General features: G+C 70.9%; 24 protein-coding genes and 1 pseudogene. 18 read left to right on the forward strand and 7 right to left on the reverse strand.

Annotation, left to right across the window (positions count from 1 at the left end):
* Positions 1 to 211 precede the first annotated feature (211 nt).
* The 13 genes and pseudogenes from ACY0PA_RS36095 to ACY0PA_RS36155 all read left to right on the forward strand — a co-directional run.
* On the forward strand, positions 212 to 934 hold the full coding sequence (locus tag ACY0PA_RS36095; protein ID WP_473081600.1) for an alpha/beta hydrolase: 723 nt from the start codon (positions 212 to 214) through the stop codon (positions 932 to 934).
* Positions 931 to 1,779: a sulfurtransferase gene (locus ACY0PA_RS36100; protein WP_473081601.1), complete on the forward strand. Its 849-nt coding sequence runs from the start codon at positions 931 to 933 to the stop codon at positions 1,777 to 1,779. The genes ACY0PA_RS36095 and ACY0PA_RS36100 overlap by 4 nt, the downstream gene beginning before the upstream one ends.
* A gap of 25 nt (positions 1,780 to 1,804) precedes the next feature.
* Entirely contained in the window at positions 1,805 to 2,695 is an 891-nt protein-coding gene (locus ACY0PA_RS36105) for an ABC transporter permease (RefSeq protein ID WP_473081602.1), read from the forward strand.
* 4 nt (positions 2,696 to 2,699) lie between these two features.
* Positions 2,700 to 3,440 (forward strand): ABC transporter ATP-binding protein, encoded by a 741-nt coding sequence (locus tag ACY0PA_RS36110; RefSeq protein WP_473081603.1) that lies wholly within the window; start codon positions 2,700 to 2,702, stop codon positions 3,438 to 3,440.
* Positions 3,437 to 4,408 (forward strand): ABC transporter substrate-binding protein, encoded by a 972-nt coding sequence (locus ACY0PA_RS36115; protein ID WP_473081604.1) that lies wholly within the window; start codon positions 3,437 to 3,439, stop codon positions 4,406 to 4,408. Before ACY0PA_RS36110 ends, ACY0PA_RS36115 begins: the two co-directional genes overlap by 4 nt.
* Before the next feature lie 43 nt (positions 4,409 to 4,451).
* On the forward strand, positions 4,452 to 5,552 hold the full coding sequence (locus ACY0PA_RS36120; RefSeq protein WP_473081605.1) for an LLM class flavin-dependent oxidoreductase: 1,101 nt from the start codon (positions 4,452 to 4,454) through the stop codon (positions 5,550 to 5,552).
* A gap of 61 nt (positions 5,553 to 5,613) precedes the next feature.
* A complete protein-coding gene (locus tag ACY0PA_RS36125; protein ID WP_473081606.1) occupies positions 5,614 to 6,621 on the forward strand; it encodes an ABC transporter substrate-binding protein in 1,008 nt (335 codons plus the stop codon).
* Positions 6,618 to 7,736, forward strand: coding sequence for an acyl-CoA dehydrogenase family protein (locus tag ACY0PA_RS36130; RefSeq protein ID WP_473081607.1), 1,119 nt, complete (start codon positions 6,618 to 6,620; stop codon positions 7,734 to 7,736). Before ACY0PA_RS36125 ends, ACY0PA_RS36130 begins: the two co-directional genes overlap by 4 nt.
* Positions 7,737 to 7,764: 28 nt before the next feature.
* Entirely contained in the window at positions 7,765 to 9,138 is a 1,374-nt protein-coding gene (locus tag ACY0PA_RS36135; protein WP_473081608.1) for an FAD-binding oxidoreductase, read from the forward strand.
* A 564-nt stretch (positions 9,139 to 9,702) separates the two neighbouring features.
* Positions 9,703 to 12,561, forward strand: a complete 2,859-nt coding sequence (locus tag ACY0PA_RS36140; protein WP_473081609.1) for a toll/interleukin-1 receptor domain-containing protein — start codon at positions 9,703 to 9,705, stop codon at positions 12,559 to 12,561.
* 20 nt (positions 12,562 to 12,581) lie between these two features.
* Complete coding sequence (locus tag ACY0PA_RS36145) at positions 12,582 to 13,280, forward strand: hypothetical protein (RefSeq protein ID WP_473081610.1); 699 nt, start codon at positions 12,582 to 12,584, stop codon at positions 13,278 to 13,280.
* Positions 13,277 to 13,654: a toll/interleukin-1 receptor domain-containing protein gene (locus tag ACY0PA_RS36150; RefSeq protein WP_473081611.1), complete on the forward strand. Its 378-nt coding sequence runs from the start codon at positions 13,277 to 13,279 to the stop codon at positions 13,652 to 13,654. Before ACY0PA_RS36145 ends, ACY0PA_RS36150 begins: the two co-directional genes overlap by 4 nt.
* Positions 13,618 to 13,773: pseudogene (locus ACY0PA_RS36155) on the forward strand (transposase); the annotation flags it as partial. The gene ACY0PA_RS36150 and the pseudogene ACY0PA_RS36155, both read left to right, overlap by 37 nt.
* A gap of 176 nt (positions 13,774 to 13,949) precedes the next feature.
* Here the strand turns inward: ACY0PA_RS36155 and ACY0PA_RS36160 are convergent.
* The 3 genes from ACY0PA_RS36160 to ACY0PA_RS36170 are packed head-to-tail and all read right to left on the reverse strand — an operon-like array spanning position 13,950 to position 16,686.
* A complete protein-coding gene (locus ACY0PA_RS36160) occupies positions 13,950 to 14,831 on the reverse strand; it encodes a shikimate dehydrogenase (protein WP_473081612.1) in 882 nt (293 codons plus the stop codon).
* Positions 14,828 to 15,280, reverse strand: a complete 453-nt coding sequence (gene aroQ / locus ACY0PA_RS36165; RefSeq protein WP_473081613.1) for a type II 3-dehydroquinate dehydratase — start codon at positions 15,278 to 15,280, stop codon at positions 14,828 to 14,830. Before aroQ ends, ACY0PA_RS36160 begins: the two co-directional genes overlap by 4 nt.
* Positions 15,281 to 15,330: 50 nt before the next feature.
* Positions 15,331 to 16,686 (reverse strand): MFS transporter, encoded by a 1,356-nt coding sequence (locus tag ACY0PA_RS36170; protein ID WP_473081614.1) that lies wholly within the window; start codon positions 16,684 to 16,686, stop codon positions 15,331 to 15,333.
* A gap of 229 nt (positions 16,687 to 16,915) precedes the next feature.
* On the opposite strand from ACY0PA_RS36170, the gene ACY0PA_RS36175 reads away from it, so the two are divergent.
* Positions 16,916 to 17,770 (forward strand): sugar phosphate isomerase/epimerase family protein, encoded by an 855-nt coding sequence (locus ACY0PA_RS36175; protein WP_473081615.1) that lies wholly within the window; start codon positions 16,916 to 16,918, stop codon positions 17,768 to 17,770.
* Positions 17,771 to 17,974: 204 nt separating this feature from the next.
* On the opposite strand, the gene ACY0PA_RS36180 is transcribed toward ACY0PA_RS36175, so the two are convergent.
* Positions 17,975 to 18,835, reverse strand: a complete 861-nt coding sequence (locus ACY0PA_RS36180) for an IclR family transcriptional regulator (protein ID WP_473081616.1) — start codon at positions 18,833 to 18,835, stop codon at positions 17,975 to 17,977.
* Positions 18,836 to 19,061: 226 nt separating this feature from the next.
* Here ACY0PA_RS36180 and ACY0PA_RS36185 point away from each other — a divergent pair, with 226 nt between their 5' ends.
* The 4 genes from ACY0PA_RS36185 (at position 19,062) to ACY0PA_RS36200 (ending at position 22,166) form a co-directional block, all read left to right on the forward strand.
* Entirely contained in the window at positions 19,062 to 19,850 is a 789-nt protein-coding gene (locus ACY0PA_RS36185; RefSeq protein ID WP_473081617.1) for an IclR family transcriptional regulator, read from the forward strand.
* A 101-nt stretch (positions 19,851 to 19,951) separates the two neighbouring features.
* Positions 19,952 to 20,731, forward strand: coding sequence for a 2-keto-4-pentenoate hydratase (locus ACY0PA_RS36190; RefSeq protein ID WP_473081618.1), 780 nt, complete (start codon positions 19,952 to 19,954; stop codon positions 20,729 to 20,731).
* Between the two features lie 77 nt (positions 20,732 to 20,808).
* The gene (locus tag ACY0PA_RS36195) at positions 20,809 to 21,207 is read left to right on the forward strand and encodes a carboxymuconolactone decarboxylase family protein (RefSeq protein ID WP_473081619.1); all 399 of its coding nucleotides are present in this window, start codon (positions 20,809 to 20,811) and stop codon (positions 21,205 to 21,207) included.
* On the forward strand, positions 21,204 to 22,166 hold the full coding sequence (locus tag ACY0PA_RS36200) for a VOC family protein (protein WP_473081620.1): 963 nt from the start codon (positions 21,204 to 21,206) through the stop codon (positions 22,164 to 22,166). Before ACY0PA_RS36195 ends, ACY0PA_RS36200 begins: the two co-directional genes overlap by 4 nt.
* Before the next feature lie 99 nt (positions 22,167 to 22,265).
* On the opposite strand, the gene dmpG is transcribed toward ACY0PA_RS36200, so the two are convergent.
* From dmpG to ACY0PA_RS36215, 3 genes are read right to left on the reverse strand one after another with little or no spacing between them, the layout of a single operon-like run.
* Complete coding sequence (gene dmpG / locus ACY0PA_RS36205) at positions 22,266 to 23,279, reverse strand: 4-hydroxy-2-oxovalerate aldolase (RefSeq protein WP_473081621.1); 1,014 nt, start codon at positions 23,277 to 23,279, stop codon at positions 22,266 to 22,268.
* The gene (locus ACY0PA_RS36210; protein ID WP_473081622.1) at positions 23,276 to 24,223 is read right to left on the reverse strand and encodes an acetaldehyde dehydrogenase (acetylating); all 948 of its coding nucleotides are present in this window, start codon (positions 24,221 to 24,223) and stop codon (positions 23,276 to 23,278) included. Before ACY0PA_RS36210 ends, dmpG begins: the two co-directional genes overlap by 4 nt.
* Positions 24,220 to 25,059, reverse strand: coding sequence for a 2-keto-4-pentenoate hydratase (locus tag ACY0PA_RS36215; protein ID WP_473081623.1), 840 nt, complete (start codon positions 25,057 to 25,059; stop codon positions 24,220 to 24,222). The genes ACY0PA_RS36210 and ACY0PA_RS36215 overlap by 4 nt, the downstream gene beginning before the upstream one ends.

The raw sequence follows: 25,059 nt of genomic DNA on the forward strand, positions 1-25,059 counted from the left end.
CTTCTGACGCAGCGCCGAGTCATCGACTTCGGCGTGGCGTGCAGCGCGCGCTGTCGTTGATCTCCGCCGCGTACCGGCGTTCCCGTTCTCCACACCGGCGCTCTCGCCGGGCCTGAGCTGATCACGTCTCCTTTGTTCTGACACGTGTCGGCGGGCCCTCCTGCTCTTCACGTGTCCATTCCCCCTGCCCCGAAACAGGAGTTGCTTCCCCATGCCCTCCTCTCTTTCCCCCTCTCCTTCCTCCTCCTGGGACGAACCCGAAGACCTCGCTGCGCGCGGCACGCTCATCGTGCTGGCCGGACGGGGCGAGCACGGGGGCGTGTACGAGCGGTTCGGCCGCCGTCTTGCCTTCGACGCCTACCGGGTGCGCGCCCTCGGCGACGCCTCCGCGGATCCCTCCGCGCTCGACGAGGCGGCCAAGCTCCTCGCCGACGAGTCGCTGCCCGGCCCCAAGGTGCTCGTCGGTTCGGACACGGGCGCCCGGTATGCCGCTCGGCTCGCCGCCGAGCAGATCGCGGGCGTCGACGCGCTGATCCTGGCGGGTCTGCCCACCGGCCCCTGGGTGTCCGGAAGTTGGGAGAACGAGGTCGAGGCACGTACCGCCTGCCCCACCCACCAGGGACGCCTCACGAACGACCCACGCTTCCGGCGCGGCGCTCTCGACGAGCCCCCCGTTCTGCCAGAACTGCGACTGGATCTCGCAGGCGTACCCGTGCTGGCCCTGCACGGCACGGACGACGCGGTGAGCCCGCTCGACCGGGCGCTCAGCGCCTACGAGGGCCACCCGGGCATACGGGTCGTGACCTTCAACGGCGGTCGGCACGACGTCCTCAACGACGCGCTGCACCGCACAGCCGCCGCCACGGTCGTGCTCTTCCTGGAGCGGCTGCGCCTCTCGCCCGAGCTGCCCGCGATCGCGGAGGGTCTCGTATGAGCGCCCGTGTGACGACAACGGTCACTGAGCTGCGCGAGCTGCTCGTTTCGGACCGGCCGCCGGTGGTGCTCGACGTCCGCTGGGCGCTCGGTGACCCGCACGGCCGCGATCACTATGCCCATGGGCACATCCCGGGCGCGGTGTACGTCGACCTGGACACCGAACTCGCCGCGCCACCGAGCCCGCAAGCGGGCCGCCATCCGCTGCCGGGCCTCACCGAGTTGCAGACCGCGGCCCGCCGGTGGGGCCTTCGTGACGGTCAACCGGTCGTCGTCTACGACGACGTGGGCAACACGGCGGCGGCCCGCGCCTGGTGGCTCCTGCGGTACGCCGGAGCGACTGACGTGACGTTGCTGGACGGGGCGTTGGGGGCCTGGCGGGCGGCGGGACTGCCGCTGGAGGCCGGAGTGCCGACCGCTCCCGCGCCGGGTGACGTCGTGCTGAAGCCGGGCGGACTGCCGGTCACCGATGCCGACGGCGCATCCGAACTCGCCAGTGACGGCCTGCTGTTGGATGCCCGTGCCGCCGAGCGGTACCGGGGCGAGGTGGAGCCCGTGGACCCGCGGGCGGGGCACATCCCGGGGGCGATCTCGGCGCCGACCGGGGAGAACCTCGCGGCGGACGGGACGTTCCTGCCGCCCGAGGTGCTGCGCAAGCGGTTCGAGGAGCGCGGCGCAGGTGCCGGGTCCCGTATCGGCGTGTACTGCGGTTCCGGCGTCACCGCCGCCCACCAGATCGCCGCGCTCGCCCTCGCCGGTTTCGAGGCGACGCTCTTCCCCGGCTCCTGGTCCGCCTGGTCCGCCGATCCCGCCCGTCCGGCCGCGACCGGTCCGCTGCCGTCCTGAGGCGACGAGAGAGGAATCCCCGCACATGACGACGAATCCGCTCGACGCGGCGGCCACCCCGGCCCTGCCACGCCCCCACTCCCTGACCGACAAGGCGCCGCCGGCTGCCCGGGTTACCATCCGGGGCACCGCCCGCACCACCCGCCGCTTCCGGATGCCCCGCTCCGTACGCCGGACGGCCGGACCCGTGGGCCTGGTCCTCCTCTGGTTCCTGACCTCGGCCACCGGTGTGCTCCCCGAATCGGTCCTCGCGTCCCCCGTGGACGTCGTGAAGCAGGCCGTCGAGCTGACCAGGAACGGCGACCTCCCCAGCGCCATAGCCGCGTCGGGGCGCCGGGCGGCCATCGGCTTCCTCATCGGGTCGACAGTCGCCCTGAGCCTCTCCCTGCTGGCCGGGCTGTTCCGGCTCGGCGAGGACGTCATCGACTCCTCGATGGGCATGTTCCGGGCGATCCCCTGGGTGGGTCTGATCCCGCTGTTCATCGTGTGGTTCGGCATCGAGGAGACCCCGAAGATCGCGCTGGTCGCGCTCGGGGTCACCTATCCGCTGTACTTCAACATCTACGGCGGCATCCGCTCCGCCGACTCCCAACTCATCGAAGCCGCACGGATGATGGGGCTCGGCCGACTGGGCCTGATCCGGTACGTCATCCTGCCGAGCGCGCTGCCCGGGGCGCTCGTGGGGCTCCGGTACGCCCTCTCCACCGCCTGGCTCGCCCTCGTCTTCGCCGAGCAGATCAACGCGGACGCGGGCCTCGGCTATCTGATGAGCAACGCGCAGCAATACTTCCGCACGGACATCATCGTGCTCTGCCTCGCCGTCTACGCGCTGCTCGGCCTCGCCTGCGACTTCGCCGTACGCATCCTGTCGCGCCGTCTGCTGACCTGGCGGGCCAACTTCGAGGGTGAGGCATAGGAACATGACCAACAGTGTGGAAATCCGCGGGCTTTCACGGGCCTTCGACGGCAACACCGTCCTGCACGACCTCGATCTCGACATCCGGGAGGGCGAGTTCGTGGCCCTGCTCGGGCACAGCGGCTGCGGCAAGTCGACGCTGCTGCGGATCCTCGCCGGGCTGGACGACGAGATCGGCGGCGAGGTCACCGTACCCGCGCGCCGCAGCGCGGCCTTCCAGTCGCCGCGGCTGCTGCCCTGGCTGAAGGTATGGCGCAATGTGGTCCTCGGGCTGCCCGGCCGTCCCGACCGGTCGCGCGCCGAGAGGGCGCTGGACGAGGTCGGCATCGCGGACCGTGCCACGGTCTGGCCCAAGACCCTCTCCGGCGGCCAGGCCCAGCGTGTCTCGCTGGCCCGCGCCCTGGTCCGCGAGCCCGAACTCTTGCTCCTGGACGAGCCGTTCGGCGCTCTCGACGCCCTCACCCGGGGCAGGGTGCAGCAGCTGGTCGCCGAACTGTGGCAGCGGCACGGCTGCGCGATCCTCCTCGTCACCCACGACGTGGAGGAGGCGCTGCTGCTCGCCGACCGCGTACTGGTGATGGACGAGGGCCGGATCGCCCACGACCTGACCGTCGGCCTGCCGCGCCCCCGCGACCTCACCGCCCCCGAGTTCGTCACCCTGCGCGCCCGGCTCCTCGGCTGGCTCGGCGTCACCCCCACCCACACCCCGGCCGATGCCAAGGCCCTTGAAGGGACCCTCTCGTGATACGCACCATCGCCGCCGCAGGCCTCAGCCTCTCCGCCCTCCTGGCGCTGACGGCGTGTGGCGCCGACTCCTCCGCGGACACCGCCAGGAGCCAGGACGAGGTCACCCTCACCATCGGCGACCAGGCCAAGACCCTCCAGACGATCGTCGCCGCCTCCGGCGCGCTGAAGGGCGCCGAGTACAAGGTGAAGTGGGCGGAGTTCGAGGGTGCGGCCCCGCTCTACCAGGCCGTACAGGCGGGCGCCGCCGACACCGGGTACTCCGCCGACCTGCCGGCCCTCCAGGCGCTCAGCGGCGGGGTGAAGTTCAAGAACGTGGCCGCGCTCAAGAACGACGGCAAGCACGTCGGGATCGTCGTGCGCAAGGACTCCGGCATCGACAGCGTCAAGGACCTCAAGGGTCAGAAGGTCGTGGTGTCCTCGGCGAAGGGCAGTGTCGCCGAGTACCTGCTCGCGAACGCCCTGAAGCAGAACGGCCTCACGTACTCGGACGTGAAGGTCCAGTACCTGCTGCCGACCGACGCACAGGCCGCGTTCGCCTCGGGGAAGGTCAAGATCTGGGCGACCTTCGGCGTCTACCAGGCCGTCGGTCTGGAGCAGGGCGGCAAACTCCTCGTCGACGGCGCCGACGGGCGCGTCAGCGGCTACGGCTTCATCGGCGCCTCCGACAAGGCCCTGGCGGACAGGCAGAAGAAGACCGCCCTCGGTGACTTCCTACGTCGCCTCGGTACGGCCCTGAAGTGGACGAGCACGCACCAGGCCGCGTACGCCAAGGCCATCGAGCAGCGCAACGGCGCCGACGCCCCCGTGGCGAAGACGCTCGCCTCGGCCGCGTACAGCCAGGTTCTGCCGATCGACTCCGACGTGAACAGGACCGTCCAGGGTGTGGCCGACCTCATGAACGGCATCGGTGTCCTGGAGCCCAATGTCGACGTGGCCAAGTCCGCCGACGCTTCCGTCCTCAAGTGACGTACGCAGAACTCAACTGACGTTCCGAGAAAGGGAGTTCATCATGCCCGTAGAGTTCATCAGCGCCGTCCACACCGACTCCGGGGCCTCGGGCCCGGCCGCGGCGAGCCGGACCGGCTTCGACCCCGACTACCTGCGCAAGTACGCCCGTGCCCTGGACGACGGCGGCTTCGACCACACTCTGGTCGCCTATCACTCTGCCTCGCCGGACGCTTTCCAGGTCGCCCAGTTCGTCGCCACCCACACCGAACGCGTCCGCCCGATCCTGGCGCACCGGCCCGGCGTCGTCTTCCCCACGCACGCGGCCCGCGCCCTCGCGACCCTAGATCAGATCAGCGACGGCCGTCTGTCGCTGCACATCATCTCCGGCGGTAGTGACGAGGAGCAGCACCGGGAGGGCGACTACCTCAACAAGACCGAGCGGTATGAGCGTTCGGATGAGTACATCCAGATCCTGCGGAAGGTGTGGACGGCCGAGGGGCCCGTCTCGCACGAGGGAAAGTACTTCAAGTTCGAGGGCTACTACTCCGATGTGAAACCGTTCAACGGGCTCATCCCCGTCTCCGTGGGCGGATCCTCACAGGACGCCTACCGGGTCGGCGGCCAGCAGGGCGACATCTTCGGCCTGTGGGGCGAGCCGCTGAAGGAGACCGCCGAGCAGATCGCCGCCGTCAACGCGGTCGCGGACACCGCCGGACGCCCCCACCCCCGCATCTGGGTGTCGTTCCGCCCGATCATCGCGCCCACCGACGAACTGGCCTGGGAGAAGGCGCACCGGACGCTGGGTGTGCTGAAGGACCAGGCGAAGAACACGGAGCTGCTGCGCCACTACCGGACCACCGGGCGCCCGGCAAACGTCGGATCGCAGCGGTTGCTCGACATCGCGGAGCGCGGCGAGGTCCAGGACCGCTGCCTGTGGACCGCCCCGGCGGTCGCCACCAATGCCGCGGGTGCCTCGACCGCTCTGGTCGGCTCCCCCGAGACGGTCGCCAAGGCGCTGCTCGACTATGTCGACATCGGCTGCGACCTGCTGTCGATCCGCGGCTACGACCCGCTCAACGACGCGATCGACTACGCCCGTTACGTCGTCCCGCTGGTCCGGCAGGAACTCACCCACCGAGCCGCCGCCTCCCAGGCCGCCTGACCCGAGCTCCCTGGATCCCCGTCCACTGCGCCTGTTCACCAAGACCCGTTATGGAGATTCCGTGTTGTTCCGCCGTTCCCTGCGCGCGTCCGCCGCCGCCCTCGCCCTCCTCCTGCCGTTCGCGGCGGCCTGCGGGGGCAACGCGACGGCCACGTCCTCGTCCGGCCCGTCCCCGGTGACCCTGCGTGTCGGCGCCACCGGCTGGAAGGCCGAGGAGGCGATCCTCAAGTTCGCGCACCTCGACGACACCCCGTACAAGGTCAAGTGGAGCCTGTTCCAGGGCGGTGACCAGCAGCTCCAGGCCATCCGCGCCGGAGCCCTCGACGTGGCCTCGTCCAGCGAGATCCCGCCGATCTTCGCGGCTGCCGACGGCAAGCCCAACTTCAAGGTCGTCGCCGTGCAGCGCGGCTCGACCCTGAACCAGGAGGTCGTGGTCCCCAAGGGCTCCGAAGTGACCGACATCGCGGGCCTGAAGGGCAAGAAGGTCGGCTACGTCCAGAACACGACCGCCCACTACTTCCTGTACGAGTTGCTGAAGCAGGCGGGCCTGAAGTGGTCCGACATCGACGCCAGGCCGCTGCTGCCCAACGACGGTCTCGCCGCCCTCAACGGCGGGAGCATCGACGCCTTCGCCTCGTACGGTACGTCGATCATCACCGCCCACCAGCAGGGCGCCACGACGGTCGGCTCGGGCAAGGACATCCTGTCCGGGAACTTCCTCTGGTCGGCGCGGGACAGTGTCCTCAAGAGCGCGGGGCAGCGGGCCGCCACCGCCGATCTGATCGCGCGGATCACCAAGGCGTACGCGTACGTCGGTGACGGCCGGCAGAACGCGTTCGCCAAGGTGATCGCCACCACCACCCATCAGCCCCTGGCCCAGGCGGAGAAGGAGTTCCGCGCCCAGCAGGCGCAGCGGCCGACGCAGGCCCGGACGGTCGGCGACGACACAATCGCCTCGCAGCAGAAGGTCGCCGATGTATTCGCCGAACTCGGCGCGCTGAAGTCGCCCCTGGACGTCAAGTCCTTCTGGAGCCGCGAGCTGAACACCGACCTGAGGAAGGCGCTGTGACCACGGACCTGATAGCCCGCCTTGCGGAACTGGCCCCCGGCTACGACCGGTCCGGCGCCTTTCCCGCCGCGTCCCTGCGAGCCGTGCACGAGGCCGGGCTTCTCACCGCCACGGTCGGCGAGCGGTACGGCGGCCGGGGCGCCGGCGTCGAGGAGACCGCGCGCATCCTGCACGCGCTGGGGCAGGGTGACCCCTCGGTCGCCCTGATCGCCGCGATGACCCTCACCACGCACAGCAGGCAGGCGGCTCAGCCGCACTGGCCGGACGAGCTGTACGCGCGCCTGCTGAAGGAGTCCGAGGAGCGGCCGACGCTCGTCAACCACGCGCGTGTGGAGCCCGAGTTGGGTTCCCCCGCGCGAGGCGGCCTACCGGCCACGCGCGCCCGGCGCACCACCGACGGCTGGTCGGTCAGCGGCACCAAGCGGTTCGTGACGGGCGCGGAGGGGCTCGCCTGGTTCCTGGTGTGGGCCAGCACCGACGAGCCGGAGCCACGGGTGGGCACGTTCCTGGTGCCGGGCGGCTCTCCCGGCATCGAGACCACCGACCGCTGGGACCAGTTGGGGCTGCGGGCCAGCGGCAGTCACGAGGTGACGTTCCGGGACGTGGAAGTCCCGTACGAGCAGGTCATCGGGCTCACCCCGTACGGTCCGGCGGCCGAGCAGGACAATAGGGCGGGCGCTTCCCTCCATCTCCCGCTCGCCGCGCTCTACTTGGGTGTCGCACGAGCCGCGCAGTCCTTCTTCCACACCTTCGCCCACGAGCGGGTGCCCGCCAACCTCGGTCATCCGGTGGCCCGTACGGAACGCTTCCGGCGGACCGCCGGGGAGATCGAGGTGCTGCTCGCCGCCGCCGAACAGCTGGTGTTCGGCGGAGCCGCCCGGGTCGACGCCGACGACACCGCGTACGCGCCCGAACAGGCCCTGGGCGCCCGTGTGCTGGCTGACCGGCACGGGGTACGGGCCGTGGAGCTGGCGGTCCGGCTGCTCGGCAATCCGGGCCTGGCGCGCGGCAACCCCCTGGAGCGGCACTTCCGCGACATCCAGTGCGGACCCGTGCACGCGCCCCAGGAGGACATCTCCCTGCTGGCGATCGGAACGAAGGCACTGAACCTGTGACCGCACGTGCGACGAAGGAACGGAACCTGTGACTGCACCCGCAACAACCGCGCCCGCGCAGCTCCTGGGCCTCCTGGCCCGTGACCTCGCCCCCGACCGGCTGACCACGGACCGGGCAGCGTTCGCCCCGTACGCCACCGACCGCTCCGGCACCCGGCCCGTCGGCAGTCCGCTGGCCGTCGTGCACGCCCGGCGCACCGAGGACGTGACCGTCACGCTCCGGCACGCGCACGCCCTGCGGGTGCCGGTGGTGCCGCGCGGTGCGGGCACCGGTCTGTCAGGCGGAGCCTCGGCGGGCGAGGGCTCGCTCGTCCTGGACCTGTCCGGGATGAACAGGGTGCTCGAACTGTCGGCGGACGACCAGCTCGCCGTCGTCGAGCCCGGCGTGATCACCGCCGAGCTGGACCGCGCCGCCGCCGCCCACGGGCTGCGGTACACGCCCGATCCGGCGAGTGCCGCCCTGTCCACGATCGGCGGGAACATCGCCACGAACGCGGGCGGTCTGCGCTGCGCGAAGTACGGGGTGACCCGGGACAGCGTGCTCGGCCTGGAGGCGGTGCTGGCCGACGGCACCGTGCTACGGACCGGCCGACGGACAGTCAAGGGAGTCACCGGCTACGACCTGACCGCCCTGCTCACCGGCTCGGAGGGCACCCTGGCGGTGATCACGTCGGCCACCCTGCGGCTGCGCCCGATCCCGGTGGCGACGGCCACGCTCGCCGCGTACTTCTCCTCGTTCGAGCGGGCCGCCGAGGCGTCGTACGCCGTCGCCCGCGCCGGTGTCGAGCCCGCTCTCGCGGAACTCGTCGACGGGCCGGTACTCCAGGCGATCGACCCGGCGCTGCGGGAGCGGGGCGCGGCCCTGCTGCTCCTCCAGTGCGACGGCGCGGGCGCGGCGGCCGAGGCGGCGTCCGTCGCACGGCTGCTCAAGCCGCTGGCGGCAACCTTGGAAACGACCACGGATCCCGCCGAGGCCGAGGCGCTCCTCGCCGCCCGCCGACTGGCCCTGCCCGCGCTGGAACGCCTCGGCCGGCCGCTGATCGAGGACATCGTGGTGCCCCGCTCCCGGCTCGCGGAGGCGGCCTCGGAGATCCGGGCCATTTCCGTACGCCATGACGTGCCGGTCTTCACCATCGCGCACGCGGCGGACGGGAACCTCCACCCGATCATCGTCGTGGACCCGGCACTGCCAGGTCTGCCGGACGCGGCCTGGGAAGCGGCGGGCGAGATCTTCGCGCTGGCCCTGCGGCTCGGCGGCACGCTCACCGGTGAACACGGTGTGGGGGTGCTCAAGCGGCAATGGGTGGCGGACGAACTGGGGCCCGCGGCACACGCGTTGCAGCGCAGACTCAGGGAGGCGTTCGACCCGCGGGGCATTCTCAACCCCGGCAAGTCGCTCTGAAACGTCCTACCACGCCTGACGCCTGGCTCCACACCTACAGTCACCACCGCGGACACACCGCGCTCAAGGGCCGGCCACCCGCCGGCCGCGCCGCCGTCAACGGGACGCGGCTGCGCTACCGGACAGCCGGCTGCGGTCCCGCGGTGGAGTCGACGAGGTGGCCGAGGTCGTGCTGCCCTTCCTGGCCCAGCGGTTGTCAGCACGGGGCGAAAGCCCGTGTGCCCGCACCGGACTCATCTGAACGCTGCCACCGCGTACGCACGGCATGGGCCACGGCCACCGGTGAGTCCGGTCCCGGGGCTCCCGGGCGTAGGTGACCGAGCGGAGGGTGCCGTGCAGCGGAGGACACTCGGTGCATCCGGTGCGCCGGTGACGCCGAGGGCCCTCGCGATATCGGAGGTGACTCCGCCGATCCGCCAAGAGCGTTTCCGCTCCTGGCGGGTGGAAACGTGTCGCAGGTGTCGACGGACCGTCAGGTTTCCCTCATCCGGGTGAGGGAACAGGACTTACGGCATGTGACCGATGCCTACTCGGTCCGGACGCGGCGGGGGAGCGGGCGAGGGGATGAGTCGCAGGCGCAGCGAAGCGGTCGAGAGCCGGCCAGTCACGTACGACGCCTTCATCTCCTACAGCCATGCCTGGGACAAGGGTGTTGCCGAAGCCTTCCAGCGCGCGTTGCAGGGGTTCGACCGCCCTTGGTACAGGCCGAGAAGTCTGAAGCTGTTCCGCGACGAGACCAACCTCGCGGCAAGTCCCCATCTGTGGCGGGAGATCGAGCAGGGTCTGACCCGGTCCCGATGGCTGGTGGTGATGGCGTGCCCTTCGGCGGCGGTGTCCGAGTGGGTCAGGCAGGAGATCCGCTGGTGGCTGACGCACCGGTCGGTGGACACCCTGCTCATCGGGTGGACCGACGGCACCCTGGTCTGGGACGCCGAGCGGGCGTCGTTCGACTGGTCGCTGACCGACGCCCTGCCGCAGGAGGACCTGGCCCAGGCCTTCGCCGCGGAACCGCGCTGGGTCGACCTGCGCTGGTTACGCAGCCCGGAGCAGGCCGGATCGGACCCGCGCCTCATCGAGTGCGTGGCGGAGTTCGTCGCGCCTCTGACCGGCAAGTCCAAGGACGAGCTGATCGGCGATCACGTGCGCCAGCAGCGTCGGACCCGGCGCTGGGTGCAGGCCACGGTCTCCGTGCTCACGACACTGCTCCTGCTCGCCGCGGCCGGCGGCGTCATCGCCTACAACCAGCGCAACAGCGCCCGCGCCCAGACCCTGGTCGCGCAGTCACGCCAACTCGTCGCCGAAGCAACCTCATTGAGGGACAGCCAGCCCGATCTGGCGCGCCAGCTCATGGCGCAGGCCTATCGTCTCGCGCCGACGGCCGAGGCGACAGGGGCGCTCGTCGAAAGTTCCTCCATGCCCCGGGCCATTCACGGGCGGGGCAACGACCAGGCCGTGGCGTACAGCAGCCGGGGACTGCTCGCCGTGGCCGACGACGGGGTCCGCCTGTTCGACCCGGACCGAGGTGCGCAGTCGGTCGCCCGATACGCCACGACGCACCGGGTGACGGCTCTCGCCTTCAGCGCGGACGGCAGGCTCCTCGCGCTGGGCGGCGCCGACGGCGAGGTGCGGCTCCTCGACGTGACGGACGGCGACCGCCTGGAGCCGCGAGGCTCAGCCGCACCGGTCGGCCGCAGGCCGGTCGTCTCCGTCTTCTTCCGGCCGGGCGAAGAGCTGCTCGCCCTGAGGGACAGGGGCGGCGCCGTCCTCGACGTACGGGACCCCGCGCATCCGAGACATGCCGGGTCCCTGCCCGCTGACACCGTCGCCGTGAGCCCGAAAGGCGACCTGATCGCCACGCAGGATGGGACGTCACAAGGAGCACGCGGCGCACCGGACGAACGCGGTGAACAGGCGACACGTGTGCGGCTGTGGGCCGGGTCCGACGCGGCGCACCTGCGCCGCGTCGCCACGCTCGACTCACCGCCTTGGTCCATCGACACGACGTCGCAGGGCGTGGCGTTCAGCCCGAACGGCCTGGCCCTCGCTGTCGCGGGCAGCGACAGCCGGGTGTGTCTGTGGGACCTGGCGGATCCCGCGCATCCCGTCGCCAGACCGGATCTGAACGCGCAGATCCGCGGGGGACTCCTCTCGGTCGCGTTCTCGCCGGACGCGACGACTCTGGCCGCCGGGGACGGCGAGGGAACGATCACGCTGTGGGACGTGTCCGACCCCGTGCGCCCTGTTCCAGGCGCCCGGTTGAGCGGCCATGCGCGGGCGGTCGGCAGCTTGTCCTTCAGCCCGGACGGGCACACCCTGGCCTCCGCCGACACCGAAGCGACCCTGAACACCGTCGACGCGGACGACGGCACCGTGCTGCTCTGGGCCATCTCGGGAAGCGAGCGGTCCTCCGCGGCCGCCGTGCTGCCGACCTCGGGAACCTTCCCACCCTCCTTCAGCGCCGACAGCCGCCTGCTGGCCGCGGGAGGAGACCCCACCACGGTGTGGCGGGTGGACGGCACCGGGCCGCCGCGCCGCCTGACCACGGTCGAGACCTTCAGCACCAGCGGGCAGGCCGTGGTCTTCGGCGCTGACGGGCACACCCTGTTCTCCGGCCTGCCCGTACGGGCTTGGGACATGGCCGATCCCGCGCACCCACGCGACCTGGCACCGGGGACGATCCGGACCGACGGCGCCAAGAATTTCGTCATCGACCCCGCCCTCCCGCTGGCGGCCATGAGCGGGAGCCTCAGCGAGACGGTCCAGCTGTGGGACATCGGCGAGAGGACGCGGCCCGCCCCGCTGGGCACACTCGACGACTCGAGCACCCACGGCCAGGACATCGCTTTCAGCCCGGACGGCGCTCTCCTGGCGGCACGGACGCGCAATGGCGGCGTGCGGGTCTGGCGTGTCGCACCGCACGCCCGGCCCACGCCGGCCGGAGACCTCCCGGCGACGGACGGGCAGGCCACTGCCCTGGCCTTCTTACCGCACGATCGCACCCTGATCGTCGCGCACGACAGCGGAACGATCACCACCTGGGACGTCTCGCGCCCCGACCGGCCACGACGCGAGGGTTTCGCGCCCCAACACGCCGGTCCCATCAGGGGACTTGCTGTCCACCCGAGCGGCGAGTTGGCGGCCACCGCCGGCATGGACGGCCGGGTCCGCCTGTGGGACGTCGACGACCCGACCCGCCCCTTGGAGGTGGTCTCGCTGAGCGGCGGCGGCTTCACCCCCTTCGCTTCCGTGGGGTTCAGCCCGGACGGACGGCTCCTCGCGGTCAGTGGTGACCGAGGCCAGCGGTTGTGGACCGTTGACCGGTCCGTCATCCTGCGGCGGCTGTGCGCGGAGTCCCGACGCATCACCCGAGACCAGTGGAAGCAGTACCTCCCGGACAGGTCCTACGATCCACCCTGCGCCTGACACAGAGACGGAGTCGCACCGTGGCAACCGCCATACCGCGCACCACGCCCCTCACCCTGCTCGTCGCGTTCCTGGCGCTGCTGCTGACGACCAGCGCGTGCGGCTCGCCGAGCCCCGCACCCCGCGTCGAGCCGACGCCCCGGGGGAGCGCCACCGCCGACTCCACACCCTCGGGCGGCACCGCCTCCGCGGCGGCGGGCGGCCTTCAGGTGGTCGGTCCGGCGCCGGCCGACCTGCACGACGTGGACTGGCCGCACACTCCGGTGCCCGGCGCGTTCTGCGGTGTGCCGGGGCTCGTACGACTCGACGCCCAGGGCGAGGCGATGGCCACGTCCACTGTGTGGGGAGCGGTTCGCGTCAGGCAGGGCAAGCAGGTGTCTTACGGCGACATGGACGGCGACCACCGCAACGAGGCCGTCGTCAGTGTCGGCTGCGACGACAACGGCCGTACCCAGAACGCCGACATCGCCGCCGGCTATGTGCTGTACGGGCACGCGGGGAACGACCTCGCCGTCATCGGTTCGCTCACGCCGCGGCAGAAGAGCGCGCAATACTCCACAGCACTCGCGGGCGTGGAGTTCGCGCCGGGCAGGATCGTCGTGCACGAGAAGTGGTACCGCGCCGGCGACCCGCACTGCTGCCCTACCGGTGACGCCACCACCGTCTGGACCCGCAACAGAGACCGGTTGAGCCCAGGCCAGCCCCATATCACCTCATGAGGGCCGGACGGGACGGGGCGGCCGCCGGGTACGACGTCTTCATCTCGTACAGCCAGAACCTGGACCGCGACGTCGCGACCGTTTTCCAGCGGCGCATGGAGAACTTCGGGCGCCCTTGGTACCGGCCCGCGCGATTGCGGGTGTTCCGTGACACGACCCACCTCAGCGCGAGCCGCGATCTGCAGGAGGAGATCGAGAACGCGCTGGCGCGGACGAGGTGGCTCGTCGTCATGGCCTCTCCGCTGGCCGCGGCGTCCCCCTGGGTCCGTGCCGAGATCGACTGGTGGGTGACGCAGGGCGGCGGCGCTGCGCAAACGTGCAGGTCAATGCAGCGATCGTGCGGGCGCACCTGCAGCTCGGCGGCCCCGTCGTAGTCGTCTGGGACAATCTGAACGTTCACCGCAATAGGCAATTACAGCAGTACGCGGTCGAGCACGACTGGCTCACCATCGTGCAACTTCCTACCTACGCATCCGATCTCAAGCCCGTCGAGGATATCTGGTCGATACTCCGACGTGCTGCGACGGCCAACGTCGTCTGCACCGACCGCGATCACCTCGTCCAAGCCGTCCGCAGTGGCATGCGCCACATCCAACGACGCACCCACCTCATCGACGGATGCCTCGCCGAAACCGGCCTCTCGTTAGACACGACAACTCAACGGAAAGGTCAGTCGGAGGGCTTCGGAACGGCCAGTTGGCGGCCGGCTTCGACGGCCTGGCCTGCCATGCGGTCGACGTCCGCCGGGAGGCCGGTGAACAGTTCGAAGGCGAGTGCCGCCTGGTGTACGCACATGTGGATGCCGGAGAACGTGCGCAACCCCCGTGCCCTGGACGCCACGAGAAGCTCGGTGTCGACGGGCATGTAGACGACATCGCTGACCCACAGCGGTGGCCGGAGCCGTTCGACGCTCACCGGAGTGCCCGGGAGATGGGCCATACCGACCGGGCTGGCGTTGACCAGGCCGTCGGCCTCGGCGACCGCGGTGTCCACGTCGGTGAGGACGCGCGCACGTCCGGCTCCGTGGGCGTCGCACAGGTCCGCGACCAGAGCCTTGGCACGGGCCCGATCGACGTCGTACACGCCGAGGCACTCCACCCCCGCCCCCAGCTGCGCGTGCGCGACCGCTGCTCCCGCTCCGCCGGCGCCTGTCTGTACGACCGAGCGGAGCGGAACTCCGGCGAGGTGGCGGCGGAAGGCGGCGGCGTAACCGGGGGCATCGGTGTTGTGTCCGACGACTCCCCGGTCGGTGAAGAGCACGGTGTTCACGGCGCCCAACCGCTGAGCCGCCGGGGTCACCTCGTCGAGGAGGCCGAGGACCTCTTGCTTGTGCGGATGGGTGATGTTCGCCCCCGCGTAGTGGCGTTCGCGCAGTTCGTCGAGTCGGCTCTGCAGTGGGCGGTCGTCGTCGTGGGTGTCCATCAGGTCGTAACGCAGCGTCAGGCCCTGGGCGTACGCCTCGGACTCATGCAGGCGGGGAGAGAGCGAGTGGCTGATCCCGTGGCCGAGGAGGGCGACGCGGATCGGGGTGGAACGGTCGCCTGTTCTCATGCGCTCTCAACCACCCTGCGCAGGGCATCAAAACCGTGGACGTATCCGTGTATTCCGGCGCCGATGAAGACGGCCTCCGCGATGTCGGAGAAGTAGGAGTGGTGCCGGAAGGGCTCCCGTCTGTGCACATTGCTGACATGGACCTCGGCGAGTGGGGTCCGCGTTGCGAGGAAGGCGTCGCGCAGTGCGACGGACACATGGGTGAGGCCGCCGGGGTTGATGACGACTCCGTCGTTCCGCCCGCGTTCGTCATGGAGCCGGTCGATCAGGGCGCCCTCGTGGTTGCTCTGGAAGAAGTCGACTTGGTAGCCGACCTCGTCGGCCCGCGCTCGTACCAGTTTCTCCACGTCGGCGAGGGTCTCTGCGCCGTACAGGTCGGGTTCGCGGGTGCCGAGGAGGTTCAAGTTGGGGCCGTTGAGGACCACAATGCGCCGATGAGGGTCTGTCATGTCGATGTCTCCTGTCGCAGGGTCGGTGGTGATGCCTGCCTGTACGAGGCCTAGCCGGGAAGCGGCGCGGCCTGGGGGTCGGGGATCCGTGTGCGCTCGGGGTTGCCGAGCTGTGCCATCGGGGTGTGTGCGGTCTCGTGGCCCGCGAAGGCGGCCACCGCCGAGAGCACGCACAGGCAGGCGATAAGGGCGGCGACCGGCACCCAGCCGGTGGTTCCGGTACCCATCAGGGCTGTGGCGATGGTGGGCGTGAACCCAAGGGCAAGGTTGGCGAACTGGGTCGACACGGCCATACCGGTGTAGCGGACTCGGGCGTCGAACATCTCTGCGTACAGCGACGGGGCGATGCCGTTGGGAGCGGAGTACACGACACCGGACATGAGGACGGTGGCCGCGCCGATGAGCCAGATGTTCTGCGTCACAATGGCGGCGAAGAAGCCGGATACGGAGACGGCACATCCGACGGCGCCCAGGGCGAACACCGGGCGACGGCCGACGCGGTCGGCGAGCCGGGCCCACAGCGGGATGGCCGCCACTGCCACCACGTTGGCGACCGCGATCACGATCAGCATCCGGGACTCCGGTACCGACCAGGTCTCGGTCGCGTAGGAGAGGCCGAAGACAGTGACGGCCGTCGAGACGACGGCGAACAAGTGGCATACGACGATGCGCAGGAACGCGCGCCAGTAGTAGCGCACGAACGGCACCAGGGGGACCTTCACCACTTCCTCGTCGCGCTGCAGCTTCGCGAACTCCGGCGGCTCCGTCAGTCGGCTGCGCACCCAGTAGGCGAAGGCCACCACGACCGCGCTGGCCCAGAACGGCACCCGCCAGCCCCACGTGTACATGGCCTGCTTGTCGAGCGCGGCGACGGGAAGGAAGGTCAGCGTGGCCACGACCAGGCCGGCCTGGGTACCGGAGAGCGTGAAGCTGGTCCAGAAGGCCCGGTGCCCCTCCGGGGAGTGTTCGAGGGACATCGAGCTGGCGCCGCTCTGCTCCCCCGCGGCGGACAGACCCTGGGCGATCCTGCAGACGACGAGGAGTACGGGGGCGGCGACGCCCGCGGTGTCGTAGCTGGGCAGGCAGCCGATGGCGAAGGTGGACACGCCCATCAGTACGAGGCAGAAGACCAGGACGCGTTTGCGGCCGATGCGGTCGCCGAAATGGCCGACGAAGAAGGCGCCGACCGGGCGGGCGACGTAGGCGACGGCAAACGTCGACAGCGACGCGAGGGTGGCAGTGGCAGGGTCGATGTCGGGGAAGAACACGTGGCTGAAGACCAGTGCTGATGCGGAGCCATAGATGAAGAAGTCGTAGTACTCGACCATGCTCCCGAGGAACGCCGCCAGCGCGGCGCGGCGCGGGGTGCGCTCGTCGGGCACGGACCGGTCCGGGGCTCTGGACATGTGGATCTCCTTGTGGCTCGGATCCGAGCGGACTCGGATCGGGTCAGGCACTGCATCGGGCGAGACCCCGGAATCTTGTGACGCCCCTCACGGCCGGACCAAAGGATGTGACCCGGTCACCGGATCAGGGCTGTGGTCCTGCCAGGATCGATCCGGTGAGTGGGTCATCGCCGTTGGCCGACCCCAAAGCGGCGACGAGGATGGGCCGGACAAGACGAGAGGGGGCCGCATGGCCAGGAACAGCCCGGTGTCACCGATGGAGGACGGGGCGGTGACGGTCGCGAGCCATGTGACGCTGACCGGGGCGGGGTTCGGACACCGCCCCCGACATGACTTCGCGGCTCGCTGCGCTGCGGCGGGGGCGGCCGGGTTCGACGGAGTGGGTTTGCATGCGGCCGACCCGGTCTTCGACGACGGCGACGCCGTCGGCCTGAGCCGCGTACAGGAGGCGCTCGAAAGCTCCGGGGTCCGGCTGATGGAGATCGAGTTCCTGACCGGGTGGACGGCCGGGACCGCCGGGACGGACCAGGCGTCGGTGCGCCGTCTGCTCGCGTTGGCCGAGGCGTTCTCACCTCATCATGTGACGGCCGGAACGCTGGATCCGGGCCCTGTCGACGCCGGCCGGGCGTCCCGTTCCCTGGCCGAACTCGGGGACAGGTTCGGCGAGTTCGGCACCCGCGTCGCAGTGGAGGGGTTCGCCTGGTCAGGGCTCGGCGATCCGCGGCGCTGGCGCGAGGTGGTGCACGGCTGCCCTTCGCCGTGGGTGGGCTTCATGGTCGACACCTGGCACTTCCGCAACGGCGACGGCGGTCATGACGAGGCACTCGATCTGCTGGCCGACCGCATCGCCGCGGTGCAGCTCAACGACGGCCGGATCGTGGCCCGCGACCACATGCGCCGTGCACGTGAGGAGCGGCACCTGCCGGGTGAGGGCGCGCTCCGGCCACGAGCCCTGGCCCACGCGATCCGTGGGCGCGGTTACGACGGGCCGTGGGCCGTGGAGAGTTGCGACGCGTGGTTGCAGAACGCCCCGGCCGAGGAGGCGGCCGCGGCGGCGTACGGCGCGCTTCGAGCCTGTCTTTGAACCCCCGTCGTCCGCGCGAAGCGCGGGCGCAGCGACGGTCGGTGCGTGGCCTGGGGGTCCCCGGCCGGAGGCTGGGGGAGTACGGCGTCACAGGTCATGTGGCGGAGCCACCTGTCCTGGGGCGCCGCACTCCGAGGGTGCGTGCCGGGCGTCGGGGCGCAGGCGGGGGTTCAAAGACAGGCCCTTACAGGAGCGGTCGGGTAGTCACCGGGTAGGCCGCCGGTCCCATGTGTCGGCGTCAGCTCCGGCCTCGGCTTCAGCCTCTGCGTCGAGTGGGTGGTGCTCCGGTTCCGCCGGCCGGCTGAGCCGCCGCGTGAGCGCGTCGGCGGTGCTGGCCACGACGGGGCCTATCCGACCCATGCGCTGGGTGATCCTCGCATGCGGCCCCCAGACCGACACCGCCGCGACCGGTCTCTTGTCGGGACCGAACACGACGGCGGCGCAGGACCCGAGCGACTGGCTCAGCTCGCCGTCGTCCACCGCCCAGCCCCGGTGGCGGGTCACCGCGAGCTCGCGTTCGAGCGCCGACACCGTGGTGATCGTGCTCGGCGTGTAAGCGCGCAGCCGCAAGCGCTTGAGGACCTCGGCGGCCTGGGGGCCTGGCAGCCCGGACAGCCACGCCTTTCCGACAGCGGTGCTGTGTAGGGGCCGGACGGTGCCCACCTGGGTGGTGGCAGGACTGGGCATCGGCCCGAGCTCGCGGTGGACGAAGACCATCGTGTCGTGCAGCGGGATGGCCACGCCGCTGGTCTCTCGGGTGAGTTCCATGAGGTGCCGGACCAGTTCGGGTGCCGCCTGGGCCACGTGCGAGCGGCTGAGCACGGCAAGGCCGAGCCGGAGCGCCTCCGGTCCGAGCACCCACCGGCCCGACTCGTCGGCGAGTGCGAGAAACCCCCAGGAGGTGAGCCGCTCGGCCAGGCGGTAGGCGGTGCTGCGACTGGTCCCGGCGGCCTCCGCGATCTCGGCCGCTGTCGCCTCGTGTGCACCGGCCATGTGCTGGAGCACTGCAAGGGCGCGGTCCAGTGGCCCGGTGACGGTGGCAGGTCGAGTGTCGGCATCGCTCATAGAGCTCAGCCTGCCATGTTCCCGGAACGGGACATCGCTGGTGGGCGCGGAGCGGCTCGGTCGTCCGTTCGCCCGAGCCGCGAGGACGTTGCAGTCACCGGGACACCCGAGGCCGGGTCGTCGCAGCGAGCGCGAAGATTCCGCCGTGCCCTGGGACCTGCCGCACGGTGTGGCTAGCGTCATGGCCGGACATCGCGGTCCGCGCTCGACGAATGCGAGGTTCTCCATGTCAGCAGCGGTCTTTCCCGGAGCCGACCGGCGTACGACCGGCTCCGTGGTACCCGACAATGCCGTGGCCCGGGTCTCGGCGGTCCTCGACTGCTTCGCGGGCCGCACCGACCACCTCAGCGTCTCGGAGCTCTCCCGCCGGTCCGGCCTGCCGAAGTCGACCACCTCACGCCTGGTCGCGGACATGGTCGGGCACGGGCTGCTCGAGCGGGACGGTCCGGCGCTGCGCCTCGGCTGCCGGATCTTCGAGCTGGGTCAGCGGGTACCGCCGCGCCGCGCGCTCCGGGACGTCGCCCTTCCGCTGATGTCCGATCTGCGGGCGGCGACCCGCCTGAGTGTCCATCTGGCGGTCCTTGACGGCAGCGACGTCGTCTACGTCGAGATCCTGCGCGGTGACCAGGTGCCGCACATGCCGTCCCGGACCGGAGGCCGCATGCCGGCCCACGCGACGGCAGTCGGCAAGGCGATGCTGGCATTCGCGCCGCGTCGTGCGTTCGACGAGGTCGTGGCGTCGGGCCTGCGCCGCGTCGCTGCGCGGACCCTCACCTCGCCCCGGTCGCTGGCCCGGGAGTTGGAGCGGATACGGCGGGACGGGATCGCCTTCGAGCAGGAGGAGTCCGGACCCGGAATCGCGTGCGTCGCCGGTCCGGTCCTCGACGAGGACCACCGGCCCGTTGCCGCGCTCTCGGTCTCAGGGTGGAGCGGACGGCTCCACCCGCACCGGATGGCATCGGCCGTACGCACTGCCGCGCTCACGGCGAGCCGGACGCTGAGCTCCACCGTTTGACCACGTGTCCCGCTGACCCGAACAGCTTGATGGACCCCAGTAGACGGGGTTCAGGACCGTGGACCCCCGCTTGCGAAGATCTTCCGAAGAAAGGCACCACCATGTGGGACATCGACCGGGTCGCGGACGAACTCACCCGCCGCGCCGCCGAGCGCAGCGCCGGGGGCCGTATCACGGCCGAATGGCCCGGCCTCGACCTCGCGCACGCCTACACCGCGCAGGACCGCCTGGTCCAACGCCGGGTCGAGGAGCGGGCGGAGCTCGTCGTCGGCGTGAAGCTGGGCCTCACCTCCGAGGCGAAGCAACGCCGCATGGGCATCTCGGCTCCCCTCACCGCATGGATCACCAACGGCATGCGCATCGAGCCCGGAGCACCGCTGGACGTCGCTTCCCTCATCCACCCGCGGGTCGAGCCGGAGATCGTCTTCGAGATGGGAGAGGACCTGGCAGGGCCCGGCGTCACGCGCGAGACGGCGATGAGCGCGGTCAAGTCCGTCCGGGCAGGCCTCGAGGTGATCGACTCCCGCTTCAGCGACTTCAGCTTCGCCCTGCCGGACGTCGTCGCCGACAACGCGTCCGCCGCGGCCTACGTGCTGGGCGACGTGGTCGTCCCGCCGGATGCCGTCGACCTCGCTGCCGAGCCGTGCACGCTCACGGTCGACGAGGAGACCGTGGCGAAGGCCACCGGATCCGATGTCCAGGGGCATCCCGGAGAGGCGCTCGCCCTCGCCGCGAACGCGCTGGGCGAGCGCGGCCACCGCATCGAGAAGGGCAGCCTGGTGCTCACCGGCGGGCTGACGGACGCGGTGTTCCTCGCCCAGGGGTCCACGGTGACCGCATCCTTCCGTCATCTCGGCTCGGTGTCCCTGACCGGAATCTGACCGCACTGAGCCGCGCTTCCACGCACCGTACAGAGAACACGCACCGTACAGAAAGAGAGAAAAGGGGACACCACACCATGTCTGACCGGCCGAGCACACCAGAGGAATTCCTCGCGTCCTACGAGGAGCTGGTCGGCTTCGTACCGCCGCGGGTCAAGGCCAGGTTCGCCCGTGCGCAGGCCGAGGGCCCCGTCCGCGAGGACGTTCTGCTGGCCCAGGAGCGGCTGCGCAACCTCGTCATGTACCCCGACTGCCTCGACCAGCGCACGGTCCAGCTCGTCCTGACGGGGATTCTGCACAGCAAGCTCAGCGATGCCGCCGCACTGCACGGCCTGGCGGCCCGCCGCGCCGGCGCCACCGACGAGCAGCTTCAGTCGGTCATCGACCTCGCCTACCTGTTCACGGGCATGTCCGCGGCCAACCGCGGACCCGCTCTCCTGGAGGCCATCGATGAGCTGGAGGCGAAGGCCCGATGAGCGCTGCCCTGCCGGAAGAGCCCGTCTACGACCTTGCCCAACTCGGTCACGCCGAACTGCTCACCCCTGTGTACGAGGACAGCCTGCGCTTCTTCGTGGACGTCTACGGCCTCGACCTGGTGGCCGAGGAAGGCGGCAGCGCATACCTGCGCGGCTGGGGCGACACCGAACTGACCACCCTCAAACTCACCCCCGCCCCCCAGGCCGGCCTCGGGCACGTCGGCTGGCGTGCCGTCAGTCCGCAGGCCCTCGACCGCCGCGTCGCGGCGCTGCGTGCGGCAGGGGTCGAAGGCGAGTGGATCGACGGCGACGTCGGACACGGCAAGGCTTTCCGTTTCCGCGTGCCGAGCGGCCAGTTGATGGAGATCTATTACGAGAGCGAGAAGTACCGGCCGGCGGATGACCGGAAGCCGTACCTTCCCAACCAGCCGCAGGCGGAGATCCACCGGGGCGTCGGCGCTCAGCGCATCGATCACCTCAACATCCTGGCCCCGGACGTGCCGGGCACCCGGGAGGTCATGGCCCGCGCACTCGGGTTCAAGCTGCGCGAGTACCTGGTCCCTCCGGGGCAGGGCGAGGTGGGCGCGTGGATGAGCCTGATGAACAAGGCCCACGACCTCGCGATCACCCGTGAGACCGGAGCGACCTCGGGCCGGCTGCACCACCTGGCGTACGCAGTGGAGAACCGCGAGGACGTGCTGCGGGCCGCTGACACCTTCAGTCAGCTCGGCCAGCCGATCGAGTTCGGCCCGGCCAAGCACTCGCGCACCCAGGGGTTCTTCCTCTACGTCATCGAGCCGGGCGGCAACCGGATCGAGGTGTTCTCGGGCGGCATCCACATCTACGCCCCCGACTGGGAGCCGGTCCACTGGACCACCGAGGCGGGCGGCCGTTCCACGGCATGGGGCCTGGACGTTCCGCCCAGCTTCCACACTCACGCCACGCCCGTGCTCGGCTGAACAGCGGAGCGGGTCCGCGCCCTATGACCAGGGCCGGTGCGCCTGGGCGAGTACGACGAAGGGCCGGGAGTTCCTCCCGGCCCTTCGTCGTACGGGGTGTCAGCTCGCCTGTGCCAGCCCCAGCGCCACGTCGACGATCATGTCCTCTTGGCCGCCGACCAGTCCGCGATTGCCGACCTCGACGAGGATCGTGCGGACGTCGACGCCGTAGCGTTCGGCCGCCGCCTCGGCGTGCCGCAGGAACGAGCCGTAGACCCCGGCGTAGCCGAGGGTGAGGGTCTCGCGGTCCACGCGGACCGGGCGGTCCTGCAGCGGGCGCACCAGGTCCTCGGCCGCATCCTGGAGGGCGAAGAGGTCGCAGCCGTGGTCCCAGCCGTTGAGGTCGGCGACGGCGACGAAGGGTTCGATGGGGCAGTTGCCGGCGCCCGCGCCCTGGCCGGCTAGGGAGGCGTCCACGCGGGTCACGCCCTCCTCCACCGCGACCATGGAGTTGGCGACGGCGAGGGAGAGGTTCTCGTGGGCGTGGATGCCGAGTTCGGTGGCGGGGTCGAGTACGTCCCGGTAGGCGCGCATGCGCTCGCGGACGCCGTCCATCATCAGGCGGCCGCCGGAGTCGGTGACGTAGACGCAGTGGGCGCCGTAGGACTCCATGAGCCCCGCCTGCGCGGCCAGTGTCTTGGCGTCGGCCATGTGGCTCATCATCAGGAAGCCCGACACGTCCATGCCCAACTCTCGGGCGGTGGCGATGTGTTGGGCCGACACGTCGGCCTCGGTGCAGTGCGTGGCGACCCGCACCGAGCGCACCCCGAGCGCGTATGCCCGCTTGAGTTCCTCGATGGTGCCGATGCCCGGCAGCAGGAGGGTGGTGAGGCGGGCGTTGGTGATGTGGGCGGCCGCCGTCTCGATCCACTCCCAGTCGGTGTGGCTGCCGGGGCCGTAGTTGAGGGAGCCGCCGGCGAGTCCGTCGCCGTGGGACACCTCGATCCCGCCGACGCCGGCCGCGTCGAGGGCGGCCACGATCCGGCCGACCTGCTCCGGCTCGATGCGGTGCCGGATGGCGTGCATGCCATCGCGCAGGGTGACGTCCTGGATGAACAGCTTGGTGTCGCTCATGCGTCGGCTCCCTGGAGTTCGGTGGCGCGGGCGGCCATGGCCTCGGCCATCCGCAGGGCCGCGCTGGTCATGATGTCGAGGTTCCCGGCGTACGCCGGAAGGTAGTGGGCGGCCCCCTCGACCTCGAGGAATACGGACACCTGGTGGGTGGCCGGGGCCATGGTGAGGGTGTGCACCGGCTGGTCGGCGGGGATCGGCGCGATCTGCACCTGCTGCTTGAGGCGGTAGCCCGGCACGTACGCCGACACCTCGTCGACGCGCTGGGCGATGGCCGCGCGGATCGCGTCGTGCGTGGCCTCGTCGGGCGCGTTCACCAGCGCGAGTACGGTGTCCCGCATGATGAGCGGCGGCTCCGCCGGGTTCAGGACGATGACGGCCTTGCCGCGCTCCGCGCCTCCCACCGTTTCGATGGCGTGGCTGGTCGTCTCGGTGAACTCGTCGATGTTCGCACGGGTGCCGGGACCGGCGCTCTTCGACGCGATCGAGGCGACGATCTCCGCGTACGGGACCGGCGCCACCGAGGAGATCGCCGCGACGATCGGGATGGTGGCCTGGCCGCCGCACGTCACCATGTTCACGTCGTCCGCGCCGACATGGTCGACGAGATTGACCGCCGGGATCACCATCGGGCCGAGGGCGGCGGGGGTGAGGTCGACGAGCTGCTTGCCGTACGGGGCGAGCACCGCGGCGTTGGCGACGTGCGCCTTCGCTGATGTCGCGTCGAAGACGATGCGGATGTCCTCGAAGCCGTCCATCGCGATCAGCCCCTGGACGCCCTCGGCGGTGACGGGCACCCCGAGCCGCTGCGCGCGGGCGAGCCCGTCGGAGGAGGAGTCGATGCCGACCATCGCGCCCATTTCGAGGGTGTCCGACAGGCGGAGCACCTTGATCATCAGGTCGGTGCCGATATTGCCCGAGCCGATGACGGCGACCTTGGTCTTCATGCGGAGGCTCCTTCATGACTGGGGGCGTGGAAGCGGACGGAGACGGAGCCGAGTCCGGTGATGTCGGCGGTGAACGCGTCGCCGGCCGCGGCGGGCACCATCGGGCCGAGCGCGCCGGACAGCACGACCTGGCCGGCGCGCAGCGGGTCACCGACGTCGCGGGCGGTGCGGGCGAGCCAGGCCAGTGCGGAGAGCGGGTCGCCCAGGCAGGCCGCGCCGTCGCCGCTGGAGACGGTCTCGTCGTGCCGCGTCAGGGTCATGGTGGCCTCGACCGGCTCGAATTCGGTGAGCGGCTTGGCCGGGGTGCCGAGTACGTAGAGTCCGGAGGAGCCGTTGTCGGCGACGGTGTCACCGAAGGTGATGTCCCAGTCGGCGATCCGGCTGTCCACGATCTCCAGCGCGGGGACCGCGTGCGCCACGGCGGCTCGGACCTGCGCGTCGTCGAGCGGCCCCCCGGCGAGGTCCGCGCCCAGGACGAACGCGATCTCCGCCTCGACCTTGGGCTGGAGCAGCTCGCCGACCGGCACGGACGCCCCGTCCGCGACGCTCATGTCCGCGAACAGCACCCCGAAGTCCGGCTGGTCCACGCCCAGTTGCTTCTGTACGGCGGGGGAGGTGAGGCCGATCTTGCGGCCGGTGACGCGGCCGCCCGCTTCGAGGCGGCGCGCGGTGAGCAGTGCCTGGACGGCATAGGCCGCCTTGACGTCGTCGCAGCCGATCAGGTCGCGCACCGGGGGGCAGGGCACGTGGTCGGCGGCGGCGCGCAGCAGTCGCCGCGCCGCCCGCGCCACGGCGTCGTTCCCGGGAGAGGTGTGGCCGGGGGAGATCTCGTTCAT

The organism is Streptomyces sp. DS1-CR2, from assembly GCF_055760475.1.